The sequence below is a fragment of the Methylobacterium sp. PvR107 genome (genome assembly GCF_017833295.1).
GTDB lineage: Bacteria > Pseudomonadota > Alphaproteobacteria > Rhizobiales > Beijerinckiaceae > Methylobacterium.
Map to the genome: position 1 here is coordinate 2,788,150 of NZ_JAFIBW010000001.1, position 16,943 is coordinate 2,805,092.

Below are 16,943 nucleotides of genomic sequence, written 5' to 3' on the forward strand. Positions count from 1 at the left end.
TAACCATCAGGCGGCGCGCGCGATTTTCCCGTCGAGACCCGCGCGCCGCTGCGGCGGCAGCCGCCTCGCGACGGCGCCGGGTGACGAGGGGCGCGGCCGGCACGACTGGACCCCTGCCCGAGGAGGCCGTGATGAAGATCCTGATCGCCGCATCGCCGCTGACGGGCCATGTGAACCCGCTGCTCGCCGTCGGCCGCGCCGCCGCCGCGCGCGGCGACACGGTCCTGGTCCTCACGGATCCGGCCTTCCGCCCGAAGGTCGAGGCGGCCGGCCTGCGCTTCACGGGTTATCCGGACAACGATTCGGCGACGTTCCGTGAGACCGACCTGCCCGCCGGACCGGAGCGTTACCGGCGCGAATTCGAGCGGCGGTTCATCGATCCGATGCCGGTCCAGGCCGAGACCCTGCGTCGGCTGATCGCCGAGGAGGCGCCGGACGTCATCGTGGCCGGCAGCATGTTCCTGGGCGTTCTGCCCCTTCTGCTCGACACGGCGCCGCGGCCGCCGATCGTGACGGTCAATGTCAGCTTCCTGTTCCTGGACCGGCCCGACCACGCGCCCGTCGGTCTCGGCCTGCCGCCCGCCCGGGACCAGGCCGACCAGGTCCGCTACGCGGCCCTGAAGGCCGGGATGGATGCAGCTTTCGTCAACCCGGTGCGCGCCTACACGGATGCCCAGCTCGCCCGGCTCGGCCTGCCGCCGATCCCGGCCTCGCTGACGCATTCCATCGTGCTGCTGCCGGACCTGTTCCTCCAGCCCACCGTGCCGGGCTTCGAGTACGATTACGGCACCCTGCCGCCAGGCGTGCGCTTCATCGGCCTCCTGCAGCCACCCACACCTCCGGCGCCGCTGCCGGATTGGTGGCCAGAGCTGGAGCGAGCGAATGCGGCGGGCAAGCCCGTCGTGCTGGTGACGCAGGGGACGCTCGCCAACGCGGATTTCGGCGAGCTGGTCGAACCAACCCTCGCGGCGCTGGCTCATCGGGACGACCTGCTCGTCCTGGCCACCACGGGGGGGCGTCCCGTCGATGCGCTGCACGGGCCGATCCCGGCCAACACGCGCGTGTCCTGCTTCCTGCCGTTCCGTGAGCTGCTGCCCCGGGTGAACGTGCTCGTCACGAATGGCGGTTACGGCAGCGTCTCGCAGGCGCTCTCCGCCGGGGTCCCGATCGTCTCGGCCGGGCTGACCGAGGACAAGGCCGAGGTGAACGCGCGCATCGGCTGGTCGGGCGTCGGCGTCAATCTCGGTACCAACGCGCCGACGCCCGAGGCAGTGGGCGAGGCGGTGTCGCGGGTTCTCGACGATCCCGGATTTCGGCAGCGCGCCGGTGACATCGGCGCGGCGTTCGCGGCCCGGGACGCGATGGCTGCCATCCTGATGGCGGTGGACGATCTCGGCCGGTCCGGCGTGGTCGCCGGCCGCGACGCCGCCCCGATCGCGAGGTCGGCATGAAGATTGTTGCGGATGCGAAGCCGCTGCGCGTCGTCGTCGATCTCAACCGCTGCCAGGGCTACGCGCAGTGCTGCTACGCGGCGCCCGATGCGTTCACCTTACGCGGCCACGAGATCCTGTTCTACGATCCGGCCCCGCCGGCCGCACGGCGCGGCGCGATCGAGCGGGCCGTTCAAGCCTGCCCGGTCCGCGCCATCAGCCTTCAGGCCGGCGCGGATGATGGAGAGACGCCGTGATGCCTGAACCGGCCGGGATCGTGATGGTCGGAGCCTCGCTCGCCGGCCTGCGCGGTGCCGAGGCCCTGCGACGCTCGGGCTATGCCGGTCCCCTGACCCTGGTCGGCGCGGAGCCGCACCGCCCCTACGACCGCCCGCCCCTGTCGAAGCATGTGCTCGTCGGGGACCTGGACGCGGACGCGACCCGCCTGCCGGAGCTGGCATCCCTGCACGCCCGGTGGCGTCTCGGCAGCCCGGCCATCGCCCTCGACCGCACCAACCGGACGCTCCGGCTCGCGGACGGGACCGCGCTGGCCTACGATAAGCTTCTCATCGCGACCGGGGCCGAGGCGCGATCCTGGCCGGCCGAGACCGGTGGACGGCTGAGCGGCGTCTTCACCCTGCGCGGACGCGATGACGCGGCCGCCCTGCGCGCGGCCGTGCAGGCCCGCCCGCGCCGGGTGCTCATCGTCGGCGGCGGCCTGATCGGCTGCGAAACGGCCTCGTGCCTGCGCGACCTCGGCCTGGCGGTGACCCTGGTCGATCCCAATCCCACGCCCCTGGCCGCCTCTCTGGGAACCTTCGTCGGCGGAGTCATCGCCGATTGCCTGCGCGATGCCGGCGCGGCGTTCCGCCCCGGCACGATGGTGCGCGCCTTCGAGGGTGATGGATCGGGCCGGGTCGTCCGCGCGCGTCTGTCGGATGGCGGGGCCATCGAGGCCGACCTCGTCATCGCCGCCCTCGGCGCGACCCGGGCGACCGGCTGGCTCCAGGGCGCCGGCCTGATGGCGGATCCCGGCGGCGTCACCTGCGATGCGGCTTGCCGGGTCCTCGACGCCGAGGGAGCGCCTTGCCCCGATATCTACGCCGCCGGCGACGTGGCGCGCTGGCCGATCCCACTCTACGGCAATCGGTTGGTCTCGGTGGAGCATTGGGGCAATGCCGTCGAGCAGGCGGGCCATGCCGCCCGCAACATGCTGGCGAGACCGGACGACCAGCGCCCCTACCAGCACGTGCCGGCCTTCTGGTCGAGCCAGTTCGGCATCAACATCAAGCTGGTCGGCCTAACCGCGGGCGCCGACGCGCTGGCCGTGGTTCAGGGCTCCCGGGCGTCGCGGCGATTCCTGGCGGTCTATGGCCGGAATGGGCGCAGCATCGCCGCACTCTCCTTCGACCAGGCGCGCTGGCTGCCGGCCTACGCGCAGGCGATCACGGCGGGCGGCGCCTTTCCGCCGATCCTGGACGCCACCGATCAGCCCCGGATCGAGACCGCCGCGCCGGGTTTCCCCCCGCGGGCGACCGCCCCGGCGCCCAGCCGCTCCGAGACCGTGCATGCCTGACGACGCGCTGTTCGCCGCCGTGATGGACCCGGCCAACCGGGCCGATCCCTATCCGCTCTATGCCCGGTTGCGCGAGCGCCCGGTCTCGCGCCAGCGCGACGGGAGCTACGTGGTGAGCACCCACGCGGCGATCCGGTCGCTGATCTTCGATCCGCGCCTCAGCTCGGAGGATCTGCCGCCGTTCAAGCGGCCGGCCACCGGAAACCCGATCCGCGACTGGATCATCAACCCGATCCGGAGCCGGATCGCCACCGCGCACCGCCCGCTGATCTTCCGCGACCCGCCCGACCACGACACCCTGCGCGCCGCGGTGATGCGCGAATTCACCATCGCGCGGGTCCAGGGCCTGCGCTCCCGCGTGGTCCGCGAGGTCGACGCGCTTCTGGACAAGTGCCGCGAGCGCGACCGCCTCTGCCTCGTGGAGGATTTGTCCTACCCCCTGCCCGTCTCGGTGATCTGCGAACTGCTCGGCGTGCCGGTGACCGACGAGCCGCGCTTCCAGTCCTGGGCGACGCAGCTCGCCACCGCGCTGGAGCCGGATGCGCGCGGCGACGTCGAGAGCCGGCGCCACACGGTGGCGGCCTTCGACGCGATCTCCGATTACATGCGCAACCTCATCCGCGAGAAGCGCAGCCGGCCGGCCGACGACATGCTGAGCGGGCTTGCCGCGCCCGGGCCGGGCGGCGCGAAGCAGATGAGCGATTTCGATCTGATCTCCACCGCGATCCTGCTGCTGGTCGCGGGCCACGAGACGACGGTGAACCTCATCACCAACGCGATGCTGACCCTGCTCCGGCATCCACAGGAGCTGGAGCGCCTGCGCGCCGATCCCGAGCGTGCCCCGCGGGTGATCGAGGAGGTTTTGCGCTACGAGCCGCCCGTGCATTTCCGGACCCGCAAGGCGCTCGGCGCGATCACGCACGCCGGCGAGACGATCCCGAAGGGCGCGTCGGTGATCCTCCTGTTCGCCGCAGCCAATCGCGATCCCGCCCGCTTCGGGGCCCCCGACCGCTTCGATCCGGACCGTCCGGATGTCGAGCATTTCGGCTTTGGCGGCGGCCTGCATTTCTGCGTGGGTGCGCCGCTGGCGCGGCTCGAGGCCGAGATCGCGCTCGTTGCCTTGAGCGGACGCCTCATCGCGCCGCGCCTGGTGCGCGATCCGCCGCCCTATCGGTCCGGCGCCTCGCTCCGAGGCCCCGAGCAGCTGGCGATCGGAATCGACGGGATCGCCCCCGCGCAGGAATCATAGGGCGACACGCGCTTGGGGAATCCGACGCCGCGCCGATCTTCCACGAACGACCGGTCGTCGTTCCGGGGCGCCGGAGGCGAGCCCGGAACCCAGAACCGCTCTCGGTGTCGAGGCGCGGCGCGTCGACGCTTCGGGAACCCGGGCTCCGTTGCGCTGCCCCGGAAGGACGCGGTTCAAGCCCGAAAAACGGGTGAAGACGGACGTTTCACGTGAAACATTTGTAAACCATCCGCCTGACCAAAGCTGGCCACACCGGAAACGTCACCGGTGTATCGGTACCGGGCCGGCGAGGACGGCCGGTGTCGCGCCCCGATCTGGCGGCGCGGCCGGACAGCGAGAGGCCCGCCGATCCCGCTGCCGGCCAGACAACCGGGGGAATCGGCCTGTGAATTCGGCCGATGGATGAACCGTCGGCATCCCTGCGCCCTGCATCCGCGGTCGCGACGTCGCCGTCCCGGAACTTGGCCGTACCGCCGCGGGCTTAACTTCGGACGTGGCCGCCTTGGTCACACCCCCCTCGTCCTTTGGAGAGCTTGCGATGAAGGCACTGTGCTGGCACGGCCGCAACGACATCCGCTGCGATACCGTCCCGGATCCGGTCATTGAGGATTCCCGCGACGTAATCATCAAGGTGACGAGCTGCGCGATCTGCGGCTCGGACCTGCACCTCATGGACGGGCTGATGCCGACCATGGAGAGCGGCGACGTCCTCGGCCACGAATTCATGGGTGAGGTCGTCGAGGTCGGCCAGGGCTTCACAAAGTTCAAGAAGGGCGATCGGATCATCGTGCCCTTCAACATCAATTGCGGGTCATGCCGTCAGTGCAAGCTCGGCAACTTCTCCGTGTGTGAGCGCTCGAACCGCAACGCCGCGATGGCAGCGGCCCAGTTCGGCTACACCACGGCCGGCCTGTTCGGCTACTCGCACCTCACGGGCGGCTATGCGGGCGGTCAGGCCGAGTATGTGCGCGTGCCGATGGCCGACGTCGCGCCCATGAAGGTCCCGGACGGGATGGATGACGAGTCGGTCCTGTTCCTCACCGACATCCTGCCCACCGGCTGGCAGGGCGCCGAGCATTGCGAGATCCAGGGCGGCGAGACCATCGCGATCTGGGGCGCGGGTCCCGTGGGCCTGTTCGCGATCCAGTCGGCCAAGATCATGGGCGCCGGGCGGATCATCGCCATCGAGACCGTGCCCGAGCGGATCGCCCTGGCCGAGAAGGTCGGCGCCACCGACGTGATCGACTTCATGAACGAGGACGTGTTCGAGCGGATCAAGGAGATCACCAAGGGCCAGGGCGCCGACGGTGTGATCGACTGCGTCGGCATGGAGGCGAGCGCCGGCCACGGCGGCATCACCGGCGTGCTCTCCGCGGTCCAGGAGAAGCTCACCGCCACGGAGCGGCCCTACGCGCTGGCCGAGGCGATCAAGGCGGTCCGGCCCTGCGGCATCGTCTCGGTGCCGGGCGTCTATGGCGGGCCGATCCCGGTCAACATGGGCTCGATCGTGCAGAAAGGCCTGACCCTCAAGAGCGGCCAGACCCACGTGAAGCGCTATCTCGAGACGCTGACCAAGCTGATCCAGGAGGGCAAGATCGACATGACCGGCCTGATCACGCACCGCTCGCAGGACCTCGCGGAGGGGCCGGACCTCTACAAGACCTTCCGCGACAAGAAGGACGGCTGCGTGAAGGTGGTGTTCCACCTGTAACCCGCACGGGGCGCGCCACGATCGGAACCGTCCGCGGCGCGCCCGCTTCTGCTTTAACGATCCTCCAGAAATCAGTTTGTAAGTGATACCAATTTTCAGGCTCAAACATTGATAAGAAAAATACCAAACTGATATTTCGGCGGATAAAAACAGTATCTGTCGGCCGATATGCAGCCAGACATGTTAATCCTCGTCGACCATGCACACTTAATTCTTGACGGGATCATCGACAGCAATGAATTTTGCGCCCACATTTGGCACCCCAAGTCCGACGCGGCGGCGGATCAAGCATAAAGCCTTCATCCGGTCGGGATGAAGCAAGGCGGGGGACGACAAGTGGGTTTCGTGTTCGACAAGGATCTGCACGCCAGGATCAGGGCTCTGGACAGATCTCAGGCCGTCATCGAATTCGCGACCGACGGCACGATCCTGGCTGCCAACAAGAACTTCCTCGATACGATGGGCTATGCGCTCGACGAGATCCAGGGACGACCGCATGCGGAACTTGTCGATCCGGCCTTCCGAGAGAGCGACGCGTATCGCGAATTCTGGGCGGCGCTGCGTCGTGGAGATTACCAGGCGGGCGAATTCAAGCGGATCGGCAAGAACGGGCGTACGGTCTGGCTGCAGGCGACCTACAATCCCGTCCTGGACCGACGCGGCCGGCCGCTCAAGATCGTCAAGTTCGCCAGCGACGTCACCGATCAGGTGTCGCGCACGATCGCCCACGAGGGGCAGATCCGGGCGATCAACCGCTCCCAGGCGGTGATCGAATTCGCGCTCGACGGGACGATCCTGACCGCCAACGACAACTTCCTCGCCGCCATGGGCTACCATCTGGACGAGGTCACCGGGCGTCACCACAGCCTGTTCATCGAGCCGGAGGTCCGCGACAGCGCCGCCTACCGGGCGTTCTGGGCGCGTCTGGGCCAGGGCGAGTACGAAGCCGCCGAGTACAAGCGCCTCGCCAAGGGTGGCCGCGAAGTCTTCATCCAGGGCAGCTACAATCCAATTTTCGATCGGGACGGACGCCTCCTGAAGATCGTCAAATTCGCCACCGACGTCACCGCGCAGGTGCTCGATCGCCAGCGCCGGGCGGACTTGCAGACGGCCCTGGCCCGGGACCTGAACGCCATCGCGGAAGCGTCCTCGAAGGTCTCGCGACAGGCTGGGGAGGGCGCGCAATCGTCGGCCCACGTCTCCGGCGACATCCAGTCGATCGCCTCGGGGGCGGAGCAGATCGCCACCTCGGTGGCGGAGATCAGCGCGCAGGTCGTTCAGGCGTCCGAGATGTCGGGACGGGCCGTGGAGCAGGCCCAGGCGACGCAGGCGATCATCGCGGGGTTGAGCCATTCGGCCGAGCAGATCGGCGCGGTCGTGTCTCTGATCCAGACCATCGCGGCCCAGACCAACCTGCTGGCACTCAACGCGACCATCGAGGCGGCCCGCGCCGGCGCGGCAGGCCGGGGATTCGCGGTGGTCGCCTCCGAGGTGAAGGCGCTCGCCGACCAGACCGCGAAGGCGACCGAGGAGATTGCCGCCCAGATCACCGGGGCCCAGACCGCGACCGAGAAGGCGGTGGCGGCGGTCGGCTCGATCCAGGCCACGATCGTGGGTCTCAACGCGGTGGCGGGCGCCATCGCCACGGCCGTCGAGGAGCAATCCGCGGTGACCCGCGCGATGTCGACGACCATGCAGACCGCCGCTCAGGGGGTCGGGGCGATCACCTCCGGTCTCGGTCTGATCGCCGAATCCGCCGGCCACGCGGACGAGGCGACGCAGACGCTGCGTGCGGCGGCGCAGAGTCTCGCTTAGCGCGCCGGCCGCGGGCTCACCCGCGCCGCAGCCGCGTCGATGTTTAGCCAGCTCAGCATCGACGCGGCGTATGGATCGCGGCCGCGGCCAGTTTGCGGCGGGCGCGCCCGGATGCGCGCCGTCCCGGCCGCCGGGGCCGCGCGATCCAGGGCCGGGGAACCGGCCCCGCGCGAGACGGCTAACGCAGGGTCTGCGACTCGCCCGGCTGCAGATGCCGGTCCTCGCCGTCGGGCCCACCGAGCGCGACGTGATTGTTGAGCCGGCTCAGATGCTCGAAGACATGCGCGAAGGCATCGGTCACGGCCTGCTCGAAGCTGCCGTCGCCCTTGCCCTGGGCTGCTCTCAGCGCGCTTAGAAGGGCGTGGTGCTTTTCGGTGTCGCTCGACATGACGGACCTCGCCGGCGGGCGGGGTGCCCGCGCGTCGAGCAAAGTATCGTCGACGATCGAAGTTCCTGCCGGATGCCGGAACCGGCCGCTCCCGGGCGACGGCCCGAGCCGAAGCGCCGCCGGTTCGGTGGCCGCGCATCCGGGCGGCCTCGCGGTGCCGCGGCAACCGCGTCAGGCCATCCGGGCCAAGACATTCTCCTGCCGGACCCGACGGTGAATCAGGGCCATGGCCGCATGCCCGAGCACGACGACCATCAGGGTGAAGCCGAGCCAGGGGTGGAGGAGGTCGCCCGGAGCCATCATCCAGGCAATCTTGGTGTCCCGCCCCGGCATCAGCGGAAGGCCGTAGGGCGTGAACGGCTTGCCGGATCCGTACTGGCGGAGCAGGGCGAGCCCCGGCGTGAGGACCATCAGGAGGTAGATGAATGCGTGACCGGCCACCGCGGCACGCCCCAGGCGTCCGGGATGCGGCGGTCTGCGCGCCATGTTCGCAAGCCCCCAGAGGCCGCGCAGGAGCACGAGGACGAAGAGGGTGAAGCCGAGGGTGAAGTGGCTGCCGCCGACGAAGCGCGTCAGGGCCGTGTCACCGATGGCGACGTAGAGGAGCGCGCCGGCGAATTGCCACGCGAACAGCGCGGCCATGAGCCAGTGGAAGGCGCGGCTGATGCGGCCGTAGCGCTGCGGCGTATCGAGCCAGCCGTTCACCCGCATGATTGGCCTTCCTGGCCGGCGCGCACATCGCGCCGCGTGGGCTCCGTCCGGATTCGGCCCTGCACGGGCCGGATCGCGCGCGCACCGGCGATGCGGCGTCCGGCCGCCGCCGCACCGGTCGGAGGATAGCGGGTTTCCCCGGTCGGATGCACCCGCATCCCGTGAGCGCCGAGAACGTCGCGGCGCGTGTCGCTCCCGCCCGGCGACGATGCGGTGGCAAGCCCGCTCATTCGGCGCCTCCGGCCCACAGGTCCTCCGCCGCGCCGCGCGCCCGCAGGATCTCTTCGGCCGCGCTGGTGAGGGCACCGTCCGGCCCCGGCTGGCGCAGGTAGGTCGCGAGGTCGCGGGACAGGCGCTCCAGGGGATGGGGCCGCAGGAACCCCTGCAGGCCGACGGATCGCTGGGCGAGTTGCAGCACGTCGAGCCCGGCCTTCTCCACGGCGAGCCGGGCCAGATTGACGAAGGCGACGACCCGCTCGGGTGGAAGGTCGTTCTCCGCGACGATCCGGGCCGCGCGCTCGATCCACTGCCGGGCGCCCTCGACCGCGATGGCCCCCTCGCCGAGCCGCGCGCGTTGATGGGGATCGCCGCCGCGACCGGCCGCGCGGAGATGGGCGCGCCACGCATCGAACACGGCCTCGATGCCGCCGAGCTGCACCGCGGCGAACCGCCATGCCCCGCCCGAGAAGGCCGGCTGGCGTTGGTAATCGTCCCGGCCGCCCAGGATCGCGTCCGCACCGACGACGATGTCGTCGAAATCGACGGTGCCGGTGGCGGAGGCGCGCATGCCGTGGGCGCGCCAGCCGGTCAGGTCGGCGCGGCTGCCGGGCTCCAGCGGCACGACCAGCATCAGCGAGGCCGCATCCCCCTCCCGCGTGATCGTCACGAGGGCGCGGGTGACGAAGCCGGCGCCCGACGCGAAGGTCTTCACGCCCCGAAGCCGGCTATCCTCTCGCAGCCGCAGGCCGTCGCCGGGCGGGTTCGTATTCCAGACTCCGAACAGGTGCCCACCGCCGGCATCGGTGAAAAGGCGCGCCTGCTGCGCGGGGGTACCGTAGCGGGCGACGAGCTGGAGCGCATTGACGTGGCCCTCGTAGAGCCGCCCGAGCGCCAGGCTGCCGTATCCGACGAGCCGCAACACGGCCGCGAGGTTGCGCGCGCCCGGCTCCTCGCCGAGCCCGGCGCCACCGGCGTCGGACGGGACGGGCGCGGCGAGCAGGCCGCGACGGGCGAGGTCGACGACATCCTCGGCCGGAAAGCCGTCATCGCGATCCTGGGCATCCGCGCGCTCGGCGGCGGCAGCCGCCGCCAGCCGGGCGGCCACGACGGCGTCGAAGGCCAGGTCGGTCGGAGTCCTCTGGTCCATGCGCCTTCCCTCCTTCACGCCACCGCAGCGGCGATCTCCTCGACCGTCCGCCCGGTCAGGACCGATTGCGGCGCTTCCTCCAGGATGTCGGGCTCGCCGGCCGCGCGTGCCGCCCCGTCGTGCGACGTCACCAGCCGCCACGAGACCTGGCGCTCGCGCGGCTTCGGCCTCATGCGTAGCAGACGCCAGCAACCATTAAGCTTCCGCCCCTGCAGGGCGAAGGCGAGCGACCCTGAGGCCAGCGCCGCGTCCGGATCGCCCTCCGGCGCCCAGGTCCCGTGGTCCCAGAGCAGGACGGTGCCGGCGCCATCTTGGCCCGGCGCGATCACGCCCTCGTCGTCGGCGTAGTCCAGGCCGTGGTCCTCGACGGCGATGGCGAGGCGGCATTCGCCCGCGACGAGGCTCGGCCCGCGCGCGACCGCCGAGCTCTTCAGGACTCCGCCGACTTGCAGCCGGACGTCGTCGTGCAGCCGACGGGCCGCGTGCTTCTGCACGCGGTCGGCCAGGATTCCCAACTCAGACATGGTCGGCCCGCTCCGCCCGATCCCGAACCGGGATGGCGGTGCCGCCTGTCAGCGACGGTTCCTGGTCCCGGCCTCGCCAGGCCGTCTCCGTGTCCATGTCGCGCCAGTGTCCAACAACCGCACCAGACTGCCCGGCGACTTCAAAAGCCAACACAAAACAAGCGCGAACTTTCCTGCGCCGAGCTGCGACCAAAACGACCGCGTCTCAGGACAGCACTGGCATTCGTCGATCTGGCAGGCCGCCATCTGGATGAACGACAGGCCGGCAGAAATCTTCGTGATCGCCAACACCTGCTGAAACAGGCGCGCCAAGCAAAACCGCCGTCCGTCGCCGACGGCCGGCGTTTACGTCGCGGCTTTGGACCGGAAACGGGAAGAGCCGCCGACGTTTGCCGACGAACCCGAAACGCGCCTGGAATCGCGACAACATGGCCAGTACGGATATCGGCACGATGGACGGGGACCGCTGCGCGACGCGCGCGCCTTGGAGCAGCAGGGCCTGGACCAGCTCGAGCGGCGGCCGCGACGATCGTCGCGCTCGTCAGGCCGGTGACCTCGACCTGACCCTCGACGGCGGCAGCGCCGACAGCTGATCCCCAACAATCCCATTGTTCAGGGCGGCCGCGCCTGCGGGGCCGCCCCTCCCGCGACTGGAAGGTGACCCATGGCCGAGACGGACGACCACGCGACGAACCACAAGGAATTCAAGGCCGTCGTGCACATGACGGCCTCCGCATTGGAGATGCATCTCGAAAGCGAGGCCAGCCGCGGCCTCCAGGCGTCCGGTGCGCGGTCAACTGAGATGCGGAACCCGTCCGGTCGATCCACGACGGATGGCCGCTGACCAGCGCGCATCCCAGTTCCGCGTCTGATTCCGGCGTGCCCCTCCGGGTCCGGGCCCGCCTGCGGCGCCCCGGCATGACGGCGGATTTGTTACGCGGCAAACGCCACACGGACGCGTGGCAACCCGTAAACCCGCGTTCGCGGCCCTGCCTTCCCCGGTCCCTTCGTTGAGATCGCGGCCTCGGAGGCCTATGCAGGGGCCCATGGAACTCCAAGCCTCCGCCGACCGCCCCTTGGCCCTACTCGCCGCTCCGCCGTCGCCGCGCGCGCAGGCGGCGCCGTTCCTGCCGATGAGCCGCGCCGAGATGGCCGCGCTCGGATGGGAATCCTGCGACATCGTCCTGGTGACGGGTGACGCCTACGTGGATCATCCGAGCTTCGGCATGGCGATCATCGGCCGGCTGCTCGAGGCGCAGGGCTTTCGGGTCGGCATCATCGCCCAGCCCGACTGGCACTCGGCGGAGCCGTTCAAGGCGCTCGGCAAGCCGAGGCTGTTCTTCGGCGTCACCGGCGGCAACCTCGATTCGATGGTGAACCGCTACACGGCGGACCGCCGGCTTCGCCACGACGACGCCTACACGGCCGGCGGCGAAGGCGGCCGGCGCCCGGACCGCTGCACCATCGTCTACACGCAGCGCTGCCGCGAGGCCTACAAGGACGTGCCGATCGTGCTCGGCGGCATCGAGGCGTCGCTGCGCCGGATCGCCCACTACGATTACTGGTCCGACAAGGTGCGCCGCTCGATCCTGGCGGACGCGAAGGCGGACCTGCTGGTCTACGGCAATGCCGAGCGCGCCGTAGTCGAGGTGGCGAACCGGCTCGCGGCCGGCGAGGCGCCGCACCAGCTCGACGCGATCCGGGGCGTCGCCCTGTTCCGCCGCGTGCCCGCACACTACACCGAATTGCCCGCCGACGACCTCGATTCCGCGGACGAGGCCGCCACCCGCCGGCCCGGCGAGACCGTGATCCGGCTCCCCGCCTACGAGCAGGTCAAGGACGACAAGGAGGCCTATGCCCGCGCCTCGCGCGTGCTGCACCGGGAGGCCAATCCCGGTAACGCGCGCCCGCTCGTCCAGCGCCACGGGGACCGCGACCTGTGGCTCAACCCGCCGCCGATCCCGCTGACCAGCGACGAGATGGATGCGGTCTACGACCTGCCCTATGCCCGCGCCCCGCACCCGTCCTACGGCGACGCGAAGATTCCCGCCTGGGACATGATCAAGTTCTCGGTGACGATCATGCGCGGCTGCTTCGGCGGCTGCACCTTCTGCTCGATCACCGAGCACGAGGGCCGCGTCATCCAGAACCGCTCGGAGGGCTCGATCCTGCGCGAGATCGAGCGGATCCGCGACAAGACACCGGGCTTCACGGGCGTGATCTCGGATGTCGGCGGGCCGACCGCCAACATGTACCGGATGGCCTGCAAGGATCCGAAGATCGAGGCGGCGTGCCGGCTGCCCTCCTGCGTCTTTCCGGACATCTGCCCGAACCTGAACACCTCGCATGACGACCTGATCCGGCTCTACCGCAAGGTCCGCGAGGTCAAGGGCGTCAAGAAGGTGATGGTCGCATCCGGCGTGCGCTACGACCTCGCGGTCAGGAGCCCGGAATACGTCAAGGAGCTCGTCACCCACCATGTCGGCGGCCGCCTGAAGATCGCGCCGGAGCATACCGAGCGCGGCCCCCTCGACAAGATGATGAAGCCGGGGATCGGCACCTACGACCGCTTCAAGGAGATGTTCGACGCCGCCGCCAAGGAGGCGGGCAAGAAGTACTACCTGATCCCGTACTTCATCGCGGCGCATCCGGGCACGACCGACGAGGACATGATGCACCTCGCGCTCTGGCTCAAGGCGAACAACTACCGCGCCGACCAAGTCCAGACGTTCCTGCCCTCGCCGATGGCGACTGCGACCGCCATGTATCACACCGAGATCAACACCCTGCGGGGCGTGCGGCGCGGCGGCAGCGAGCCGGTCGATGCGATCAAGGGGCTGCGCCAGCGCCGGCTGCACAAGGCGTTCCTGCGCTACCACGACCCTGAGAATTGGCCACTGCTGCGCGAGGCTTTGCGCGAGATGGGCCGCGCCGATCTGATCGGGCCGCGGCCGGACCAGCTCGTGCCGTTCTCGCAGCCGCCGGGAACCGGCGCGGGGGCAGGCAAGACGGGCGGCCAGCCGCGACCCCGCTACACGGGCGGCGGGCCACGTTTCACCACGAAGGGCGTGCCGCTGCGGAAGTGACGGTTCCGCGCCGCCGGTGAACAGATGCTCCATGGCCGGCTTCCGACCCGGATCGCCCATCAGCGACCTGGCATCTCCGTCCGCTCTGGAACGCCACCCCGACCGATCCTGCACCGTTCACGCTGTCTCGGCGCCGGCGGTCAAGTCCGAAGCTTCGGCCGTGCGGACGCGTGTTCGACCGTCAGGCCCTTCGACGGATGCCGGCGCGACAAGAGCCAAGGTCCCGCCGACGGGGCAGGTTTTCAGGCGTCGCGAAGAGGAGCGTTCCGCGCAAAACGGCGGGCGGGCATGGCCGAACGCCGCCGGTCCGCTGCGGGGATGAGCCGCCGTGAAACCGGACAGGCGCCGAGGGGCCCGGCCATGTCCCCGCTCACTTCGCCATCGCGGCCCGCGCGGCCTGGATCTTCGCCTTAACGGCGTCGAGGTTGAAGCTCGCGCCCTTCTGCATCGGCGGGAACTCGACGGCGGTCATCGCCAGCTTCTCCACCTCCTGCTGGACGAAGGTGAAGCGCCAGAACTCGTACAGGAACCAGTTCATGTAGTTCTGTGTGCCGGTCTTGGTCCCGTTGTCGGGCCACCCCGTCCGCTCGAACGGGTCGAGCCGCAGGTTCGTGATGTAGGGGACATCGGGCTTGGTCTTGTCCCCGAGCCAGCCGGCGGGCTGGTCGATGAAACGATATTTGTAATCCCCGATCCGCACGGCTCCGAGTTCGCTCTCGCCGAAATACCAGATCTCGTTGCGCCGCGACGGGCCCTTGCCGGTAATCAGGTCCATCTGATTGTAGCCGTCGAGGTGAACCTTGTAGGTCTCGTCGCCGATCTTCTTGCCCATCTTCAGTTCCGCGCCGATATCGGCGTTGCCCGCCGCGGCGACCAGCGTCGGGAACCAGTCGAGGCCGGAGATGACGCCGTTCTCGATCTTGCCGGCAGGCACTTTGCCGGGCCAGCGGATCATCGCCGGAGCCCGGAAGCCGCCCTCCATGACCGTGCCCTTCGACTGTGCGAACGGGGTCTGGCCGCCATCCGGCCAGGTGAAGACCTCCGTGCCGTTGTCGGTATTGAAGACGACGATGGTGTTATCGTCCACGCCCAAATCCGCCAGCTTCTTCATCACCGCCCCGACGACGTCGTCGAGTTGCGCCATGCCGGCCTCATGGATGGTCCAGCCGTTCTTGGAGTTGCGCAGGGCTTGATACTTCGGCGACAGGTGGGTGGTGACGTGCATCCGGGTCGGATTGAGCCACACGAAGAACGGCTTGCCATCGGACTTGGCTTTGTCGATGAAGCCGAGCGCCAGGTCGCGGATCTCGTCGTCCACCGTCTCCATCCGTTTCGGATAGAGCGGCCCCGCATCCTCGATCCTCTGCTTGCCGACGACGCCCCAGCGCGGGTCGTCGGTGGGATCGGCCACGCTCGTCGCCCAGGAATGGATCATGTTGCGTGGGCCGACCTGACCCAGAAGCTCCTGCGGGTAGCTGGGGTGGGACGGGTCCTCCATCGCGTCGAGATGATAGAGGTAGCCGAAGAACTCGTCGAAGCCGTGCACGGTGGGCAGGAACTCGTTCTTGTCCCCCAGGTGGTTCTTGCCGAATTGCCCGGTGGCGTAGCCCATCCCCTTCAACACCGTGGCGATGGTGACAGCCTGGGCGGGCAAGCCGATGGGCGCGCCGGCCTGGCCGACCGTCGTCATGCCGGTGCGGATCGGCAACTCGCCGGTGATGAAGGCCGCGCGCCCCGCCGTGCAGCTGGCCTCGGCGTAGTAGTCGGTGAACAGCATGCCCTCGGAGGCCAGCCGGTCGAGGTTGGGTGTCCGTCCCGCCATCATGCCGCGATGGTAGGCCCCGATATTCCAGATGCCGATGTCGTCGCCCGTTATGACGATGATGTTCGGCTTCTGCCCCGACGAAGACGGCTGCTGAGCCTGCGCGACGGCCGTTGGACTGCTCGACATCAGTCCGGCGGTCGCCACGAGCGAGGTGCCGGCGAGGAGCATGGTCCGGCGGCTGAGGGCGCTTTCCGGCCCGAAGCGCGTCTGATCGTTTTGGTGCGCGTCATCGTGGGTCATGACCGATCCCTCTCTCTCAGGATGCACCTGAAGCCGACATGGCTCATGGAGGTGTCGACGGGCTGTGCGTGCCGGGCCGCCGGCCGATAGCGGCGGCAGTAATTCGGCGCGCAGAGGTGCGAGCCGCCCTTCACGACCTTGCAGGGGATCGGAACCTGCGGATTGCGTGGGTCGACGCTGTCCTCCTCGCGCGCGCCCTGCGGGTTCCGAGGGATACAACAGGCCTTCGCGGCATCGGCCGGATGCGTCGCTCCGTACCAATCGGACGTCCACTCCCAGACATTGCCGATCATGTCGAAGAGCCCGTAGCCGTTCGGGGGGAACGCGCCGACTGGCGTCGTGCGCTTGTCGGGTCCGGTGGCGGTGTTGAGGTGCGGGAAGTCGCCTTGCCACGTGTTGGCCATCCGGCGTCCCGCGGGCGCGAACGCGTCACCCCAGGCGTATTCAGCGCCCTCAAGGCCGCCCCGGGCCGCGAACTCCCACTCCGCCTCGGTCGGAAGGGCTTTGCCGGCCCATGCGGCGTAGGCCTCGGCGTCGCGGAGCGCGACGTGCACGACGGGATGATCGTCGAGGCCCCTGATCGAGCTTCCCGGACCGTAGGGATGCCGCCAATTCGCCCCCCGCAGAAACGTCCACCATCGGGTCCAGTCGCGCCTGTCGCCGGGCTCACGCGGGGGACAGAAGGTGAGCGAGCCGGGATAGAGCATCTCCGGCTGCGCGCCCGGATAGTTCGTCGGATCCGGAGGGCTCTCCGCGACTGTCCGGTAGCCGGTCGCGCGGACGAAGTCCTTGAAACGGCGGTTGGTGACCGGCACCGGGTCGATCCAGAAGCTGTCGACGCCGACACGATGCGCCGGTGCTTCCTCGGGATAGTGATCGTTCGAGCCCATGCGGAACGTTCCGCCGGGAATACGGATCATCCCTTCCACAGTCCTCGTCGACAATTCGGGACCACGTCGCGCCAGCGCGGAGAGCGAAGCACCCGACATCGCGGCCCCCCCTGATCGAAATGGGTACTCTTA

Annotated in this window: 16 protein-coding genes; 10 read left to right on the forward strand and 6 right to left on the reverse strand. The window is 69.4% G+C overall.

The window, feature by feature from the left end; genetic code table 11:
• Positions 1–131: 131 nt before the first annotated feature.
• The 6 genes from JOE48_RS13110 to JOE48_RS13135 all read left to right on the forward strand — a co-directional run bounded on the left by JOE48_RS13110 (position 132) and on the right by JOE48_RS13135 (position 7,781).
• Entirely contained in the window at positions 132–1,451 is a 1,320-nt protein-coding gene (locus JOE48_RS13110) for a nucleotide disphospho-sugar-binding domain-containing protein (protein ID WP_210030336.1), read from the forward strand.
• Positions 1,448–1,687 (forward strand): ferredoxin, encoded by a 240-nt coding sequence (locus JOE48_RS13115; protein ID WP_245252814.1) that lies wholly within the window; start codon positions 1,448–1,450, stop codon positions 1,685–1,687. Before JOE48_RS13110 ends, JOE48_RS13115 begins: the two co-directional genes overlap by 4 nt.
• Positions 1,687–3,006, forward strand: a complete 1,320-nt coding sequence (locus JOE48_RS13120; RefSeq protein WP_210035736.1) for an NAD(P)/FAD-dependent oxidoreductase — start codon at positions 1,687–1,689, stop codon at positions 3,004–3,006. The genes JOE48_RS13115 and JOE48_RS13120 overlap by 1 nt, the downstream gene beginning before the upstream one ends.
• Positions 2,999–4,255 (forward strand): cytochrome P450, encoded by a 1,257-nt coding sequence (locus JOE48_RS13125; protein ID WP_210030337.1) that lies wholly within the window; start codon positions 2,999–3,001, stop codon positions 4,253–4,255. The genes JOE48_RS13120 and JOE48_RS13125 overlap by 8 nt, the downstream gene beginning before the upstream one ends.
• 538 nt (positions 4,256–4,793) lie before the next feature.
• Positions 4,794–5,966 (forward strand): zinc-dependent alcohol dehydrogenase, encoded by a 1,173-nt coding sequence (locus JOE48_RS13130; RefSeq protein ID WP_210030338.1) that lies wholly within the window; start codon positions 4,794–4,796, stop codon positions 5,964–5,966.
• Positions 5,967–6,302: 336 nt separating this feature from the next.
• Positions 6,303–7,781, forward strand: coding sequence for a PAS domain-containing methyl-accepting chemotaxis protein (locus tag JOE48_RS13135; RefSeq protein WP_312893188.1), 1,479 nt, complete (start codon positions 6,303–6,305; stop codon positions 7,779–7,781).
• A 178-nt stretch (positions 7,782–7,959) separates the two neighbouring features.
• Here JOE48_RS13135 and JOE48_RS13140 read toward each other — a convergent pair whose 3' ends face one another.
• The 4 genes from JOE48_RS13140 to JOE48_RS13155 all read right to left on the reverse strand — a co-directional run bounded on the left by JOE48_RS13140 (position 7,960) and on the right by JOE48_RS13155 (position 10,770).
• Entirely contained in the window at positions 7,960–8,169 is a 210-nt protein-coding gene (locus JOE48_RS13140) for a hypothetical protein (protein WP_210030342.1), read from the reverse strand.
• Positions 8,170–8,340: 171 nt separating this feature from the next.
• Complete coding sequence (locus tag JOE48_RS13145; protein WP_210030343.1) at positions 8,341–8,880, reverse strand: cytochrome b; 540 nt, start codon at positions 8,878–8,880, stop codon at positions 8,341–8,343.
• Positions 8,881–9,106: 226 nt separating this feature from the next.
• Positions 9,107–10,246 (reverse strand): acyl-CoA dehydrogenase family protein, encoded by a 1,140-nt coding sequence (locus JOE48_RS13150; RefSeq protein ID WP_210030344.1) that lies wholly within the window; start codon positions 10,244–10,246, stop codon positions 9,107–9,109.
• 14 nt (positions 10,247–10,260) lie between these two features.
• Positions 10,261–10,770, reverse strand: a complete 510-nt coding sequence (locus JOE48_RS13155; RefSeq protein ID WP_210030345.1) for a DNA polymerase ligase N-terminal domain-containing protein — start codon at positions 10,768–10,770, stop codon at positions 10,261–10,263.
• A 106-nt stretch (positions 10,771–10,876) separates the two neighbouring features.
• Here JOE48_RS13155 and JOE48_RS13160 point away from each other — a divergent pair, with 106 nt between their 5' ends.
• The 4 genes from JOE48_RS13160 (at position 10,877) to JOE48_RS13175 (ending at position 13,856) form a co-directional block, all read left to right on the forward strand.
• On the forward strand, positions 10,877–11,068 hold the full coding sequence (locus JOE48_RS13160) for a hypothetical protein (protein WP_210030346.1): 192 nt from the start codon (positions 10,877–10,879) through the stop codon (positions 11,066–11,068).
• A gap of 91 nt (positions 11,069–11,159) precedes the next feature.
• Positions 11,160–11,363, forward strand: coding sequence for a hypothetical protein (locus JOE48_RS13165; protein WP_210030347.1), 204 nt, complete (start codon positions 11,160–11,162; stop codon positions 11,361–11,363).
• 71 nt (positions 11,364–11,434) lie between these two features.
• Positions 11,435–11,614, forward strand: a complete 180-nt coding sequence (locus tag JOE48_RS13170; protein WP_210030348.1) for a hypothetical protein — start codon at positions 11,435–11,437, stop codon at positions 11,612–11,614.
• A gap of 202 nt (positions 11,615–11,816) precedes the next feature.
• A complete protein-coding gene (locus JOE48_RS13175) occupies positions 11,817–13,856 on the forward strand; it encodes a YgiQ family radical SAM protein (protein WP_210035737.1) in 2,040 nt (679 codons plus the stop codon).
• Positions 13,857–14,226: 370 nt separating this feature from the next.
• Here the strand turns inward: JOE48_RS13175 and JOE48_RS13180 are convergent, their stop codons facing one another.
• Both JOE48_RS13180 and JOE48_RS13185 read right to left on the reverse strand, forming a co-directional pair.
• Positions 14,227–15,807: an arylsulfatase gene (locus JOE48_RS13180; protein ID WP_409518633.1), complete on the reverse strand. Its 1,581-nt coding sequence runs from the start codon at positions 15,805–15,807 to the stop codon at positions 14,227–14,229.
• A 110-nt stretch (positions 15,808–15,917) separates the two neighbouring features.
• Complete coding sequence (locus tag JOE48_RS13185; RefSeq protein ID WP_210030352.1) at positions 15,918–16,841, reverse strand: formylglycine-generating enzyme family protein; 924 nt, start codon at positions 16,839–16,841, stop codon at positions 15,918–15,920.
• Between the last annotated feature and the right edge of the window lie 102 nt (positions 16,842–16,943).

Coding starts and splice junctions, on each gene's coding strand:
- JOE48_RS13130 (WP_210030338.1), top strand. CDS start 4,794: ATGAAGGCACTGTGCTGGCACGGCCGCAACGACATCCGCTGCGATACC.
- JOE48_RS13125 (WP_210030337.1), top strand. CDS start 2,999: ATGCCTGACGACGCGCTGTTCGCCGCCGTGATGGACCCGGCCAACCGG.
- JOE48_RS13115 (WP_245252814.1), top strand. CDS start 1,448: ATGAAGATTGTTGCGGATGCGAAGCCGCTGCGCGTCGTCGTCGATCTC.
- JOE48_RS13180 (WP_409518633.1), bottom strand. CDS start 15,807: ATGTCGAGCAGTCCAACGGCCGTCGCGCAGGCTCAGCAGCCGTCTTCG.
- JOE48_RS13150 (WP_210030344.1), bottom strand. CDS start 10,246: ATGGACCAGAGGACTCCGACCGACCTGGCCTTCGACGCCGTCGTGGCC.
- JOE48_RS13155 (WP_210030345.1), bottom strand. CDS start 10,770: ATGTCTGAGTTGGGAATCCTGGCCGACCGCGTGCAGAAGCACGCGGCC.
- JOE48_RS13110 (WP_210030336.1), top strand. CDS start 132: ATGAAGATCCTGATCGCCGCATCGCCGCTGACGGGCCATGTGAACCCG.
- JOE48_RS13120 (WP_210035736.1), top strand. CDS start 1,687: ATGCCTGAACCGGCCGGGATCGTGATGGTCGGAGCCTCGCTCGCCGGC.
- JOE48_RS13185 (WP_210030352.1), bottom strand. CDS start 16,841: ATGATCCGTATTCCCGGCGGAACGTTCCGCATGGGCTCGAACGATCAC.
- JOE48_RS13145 (WP_210030343.1), bottom strand. CDS start 8,880: ATGCGGGTGAACGGCTGGCTCGATACGCCGCAGCGCTACGGCCGCATC.
- JOE48_RS13140 (WP_210030342.1), bottom strand. CDS start 8,169: ATGTCGAGCGACACCGAAAAGCACCACGCCCTTCTAAGCGCGCTGAGA.
- JOE48_RS13175 (WP_210035737.1), top strand. CDS start 11,817: ATGGAACTCCAAGCCTCCGCCGACCGCCCCTTGGCCCTACTCGCCGCT.
- JOE48_RS13170 (WP_210030348.1), top strand. CDS start 11,435: ATGGCCGAGACGGACGACCACGCGACGAACCACAAGGAATTCAAGGCC.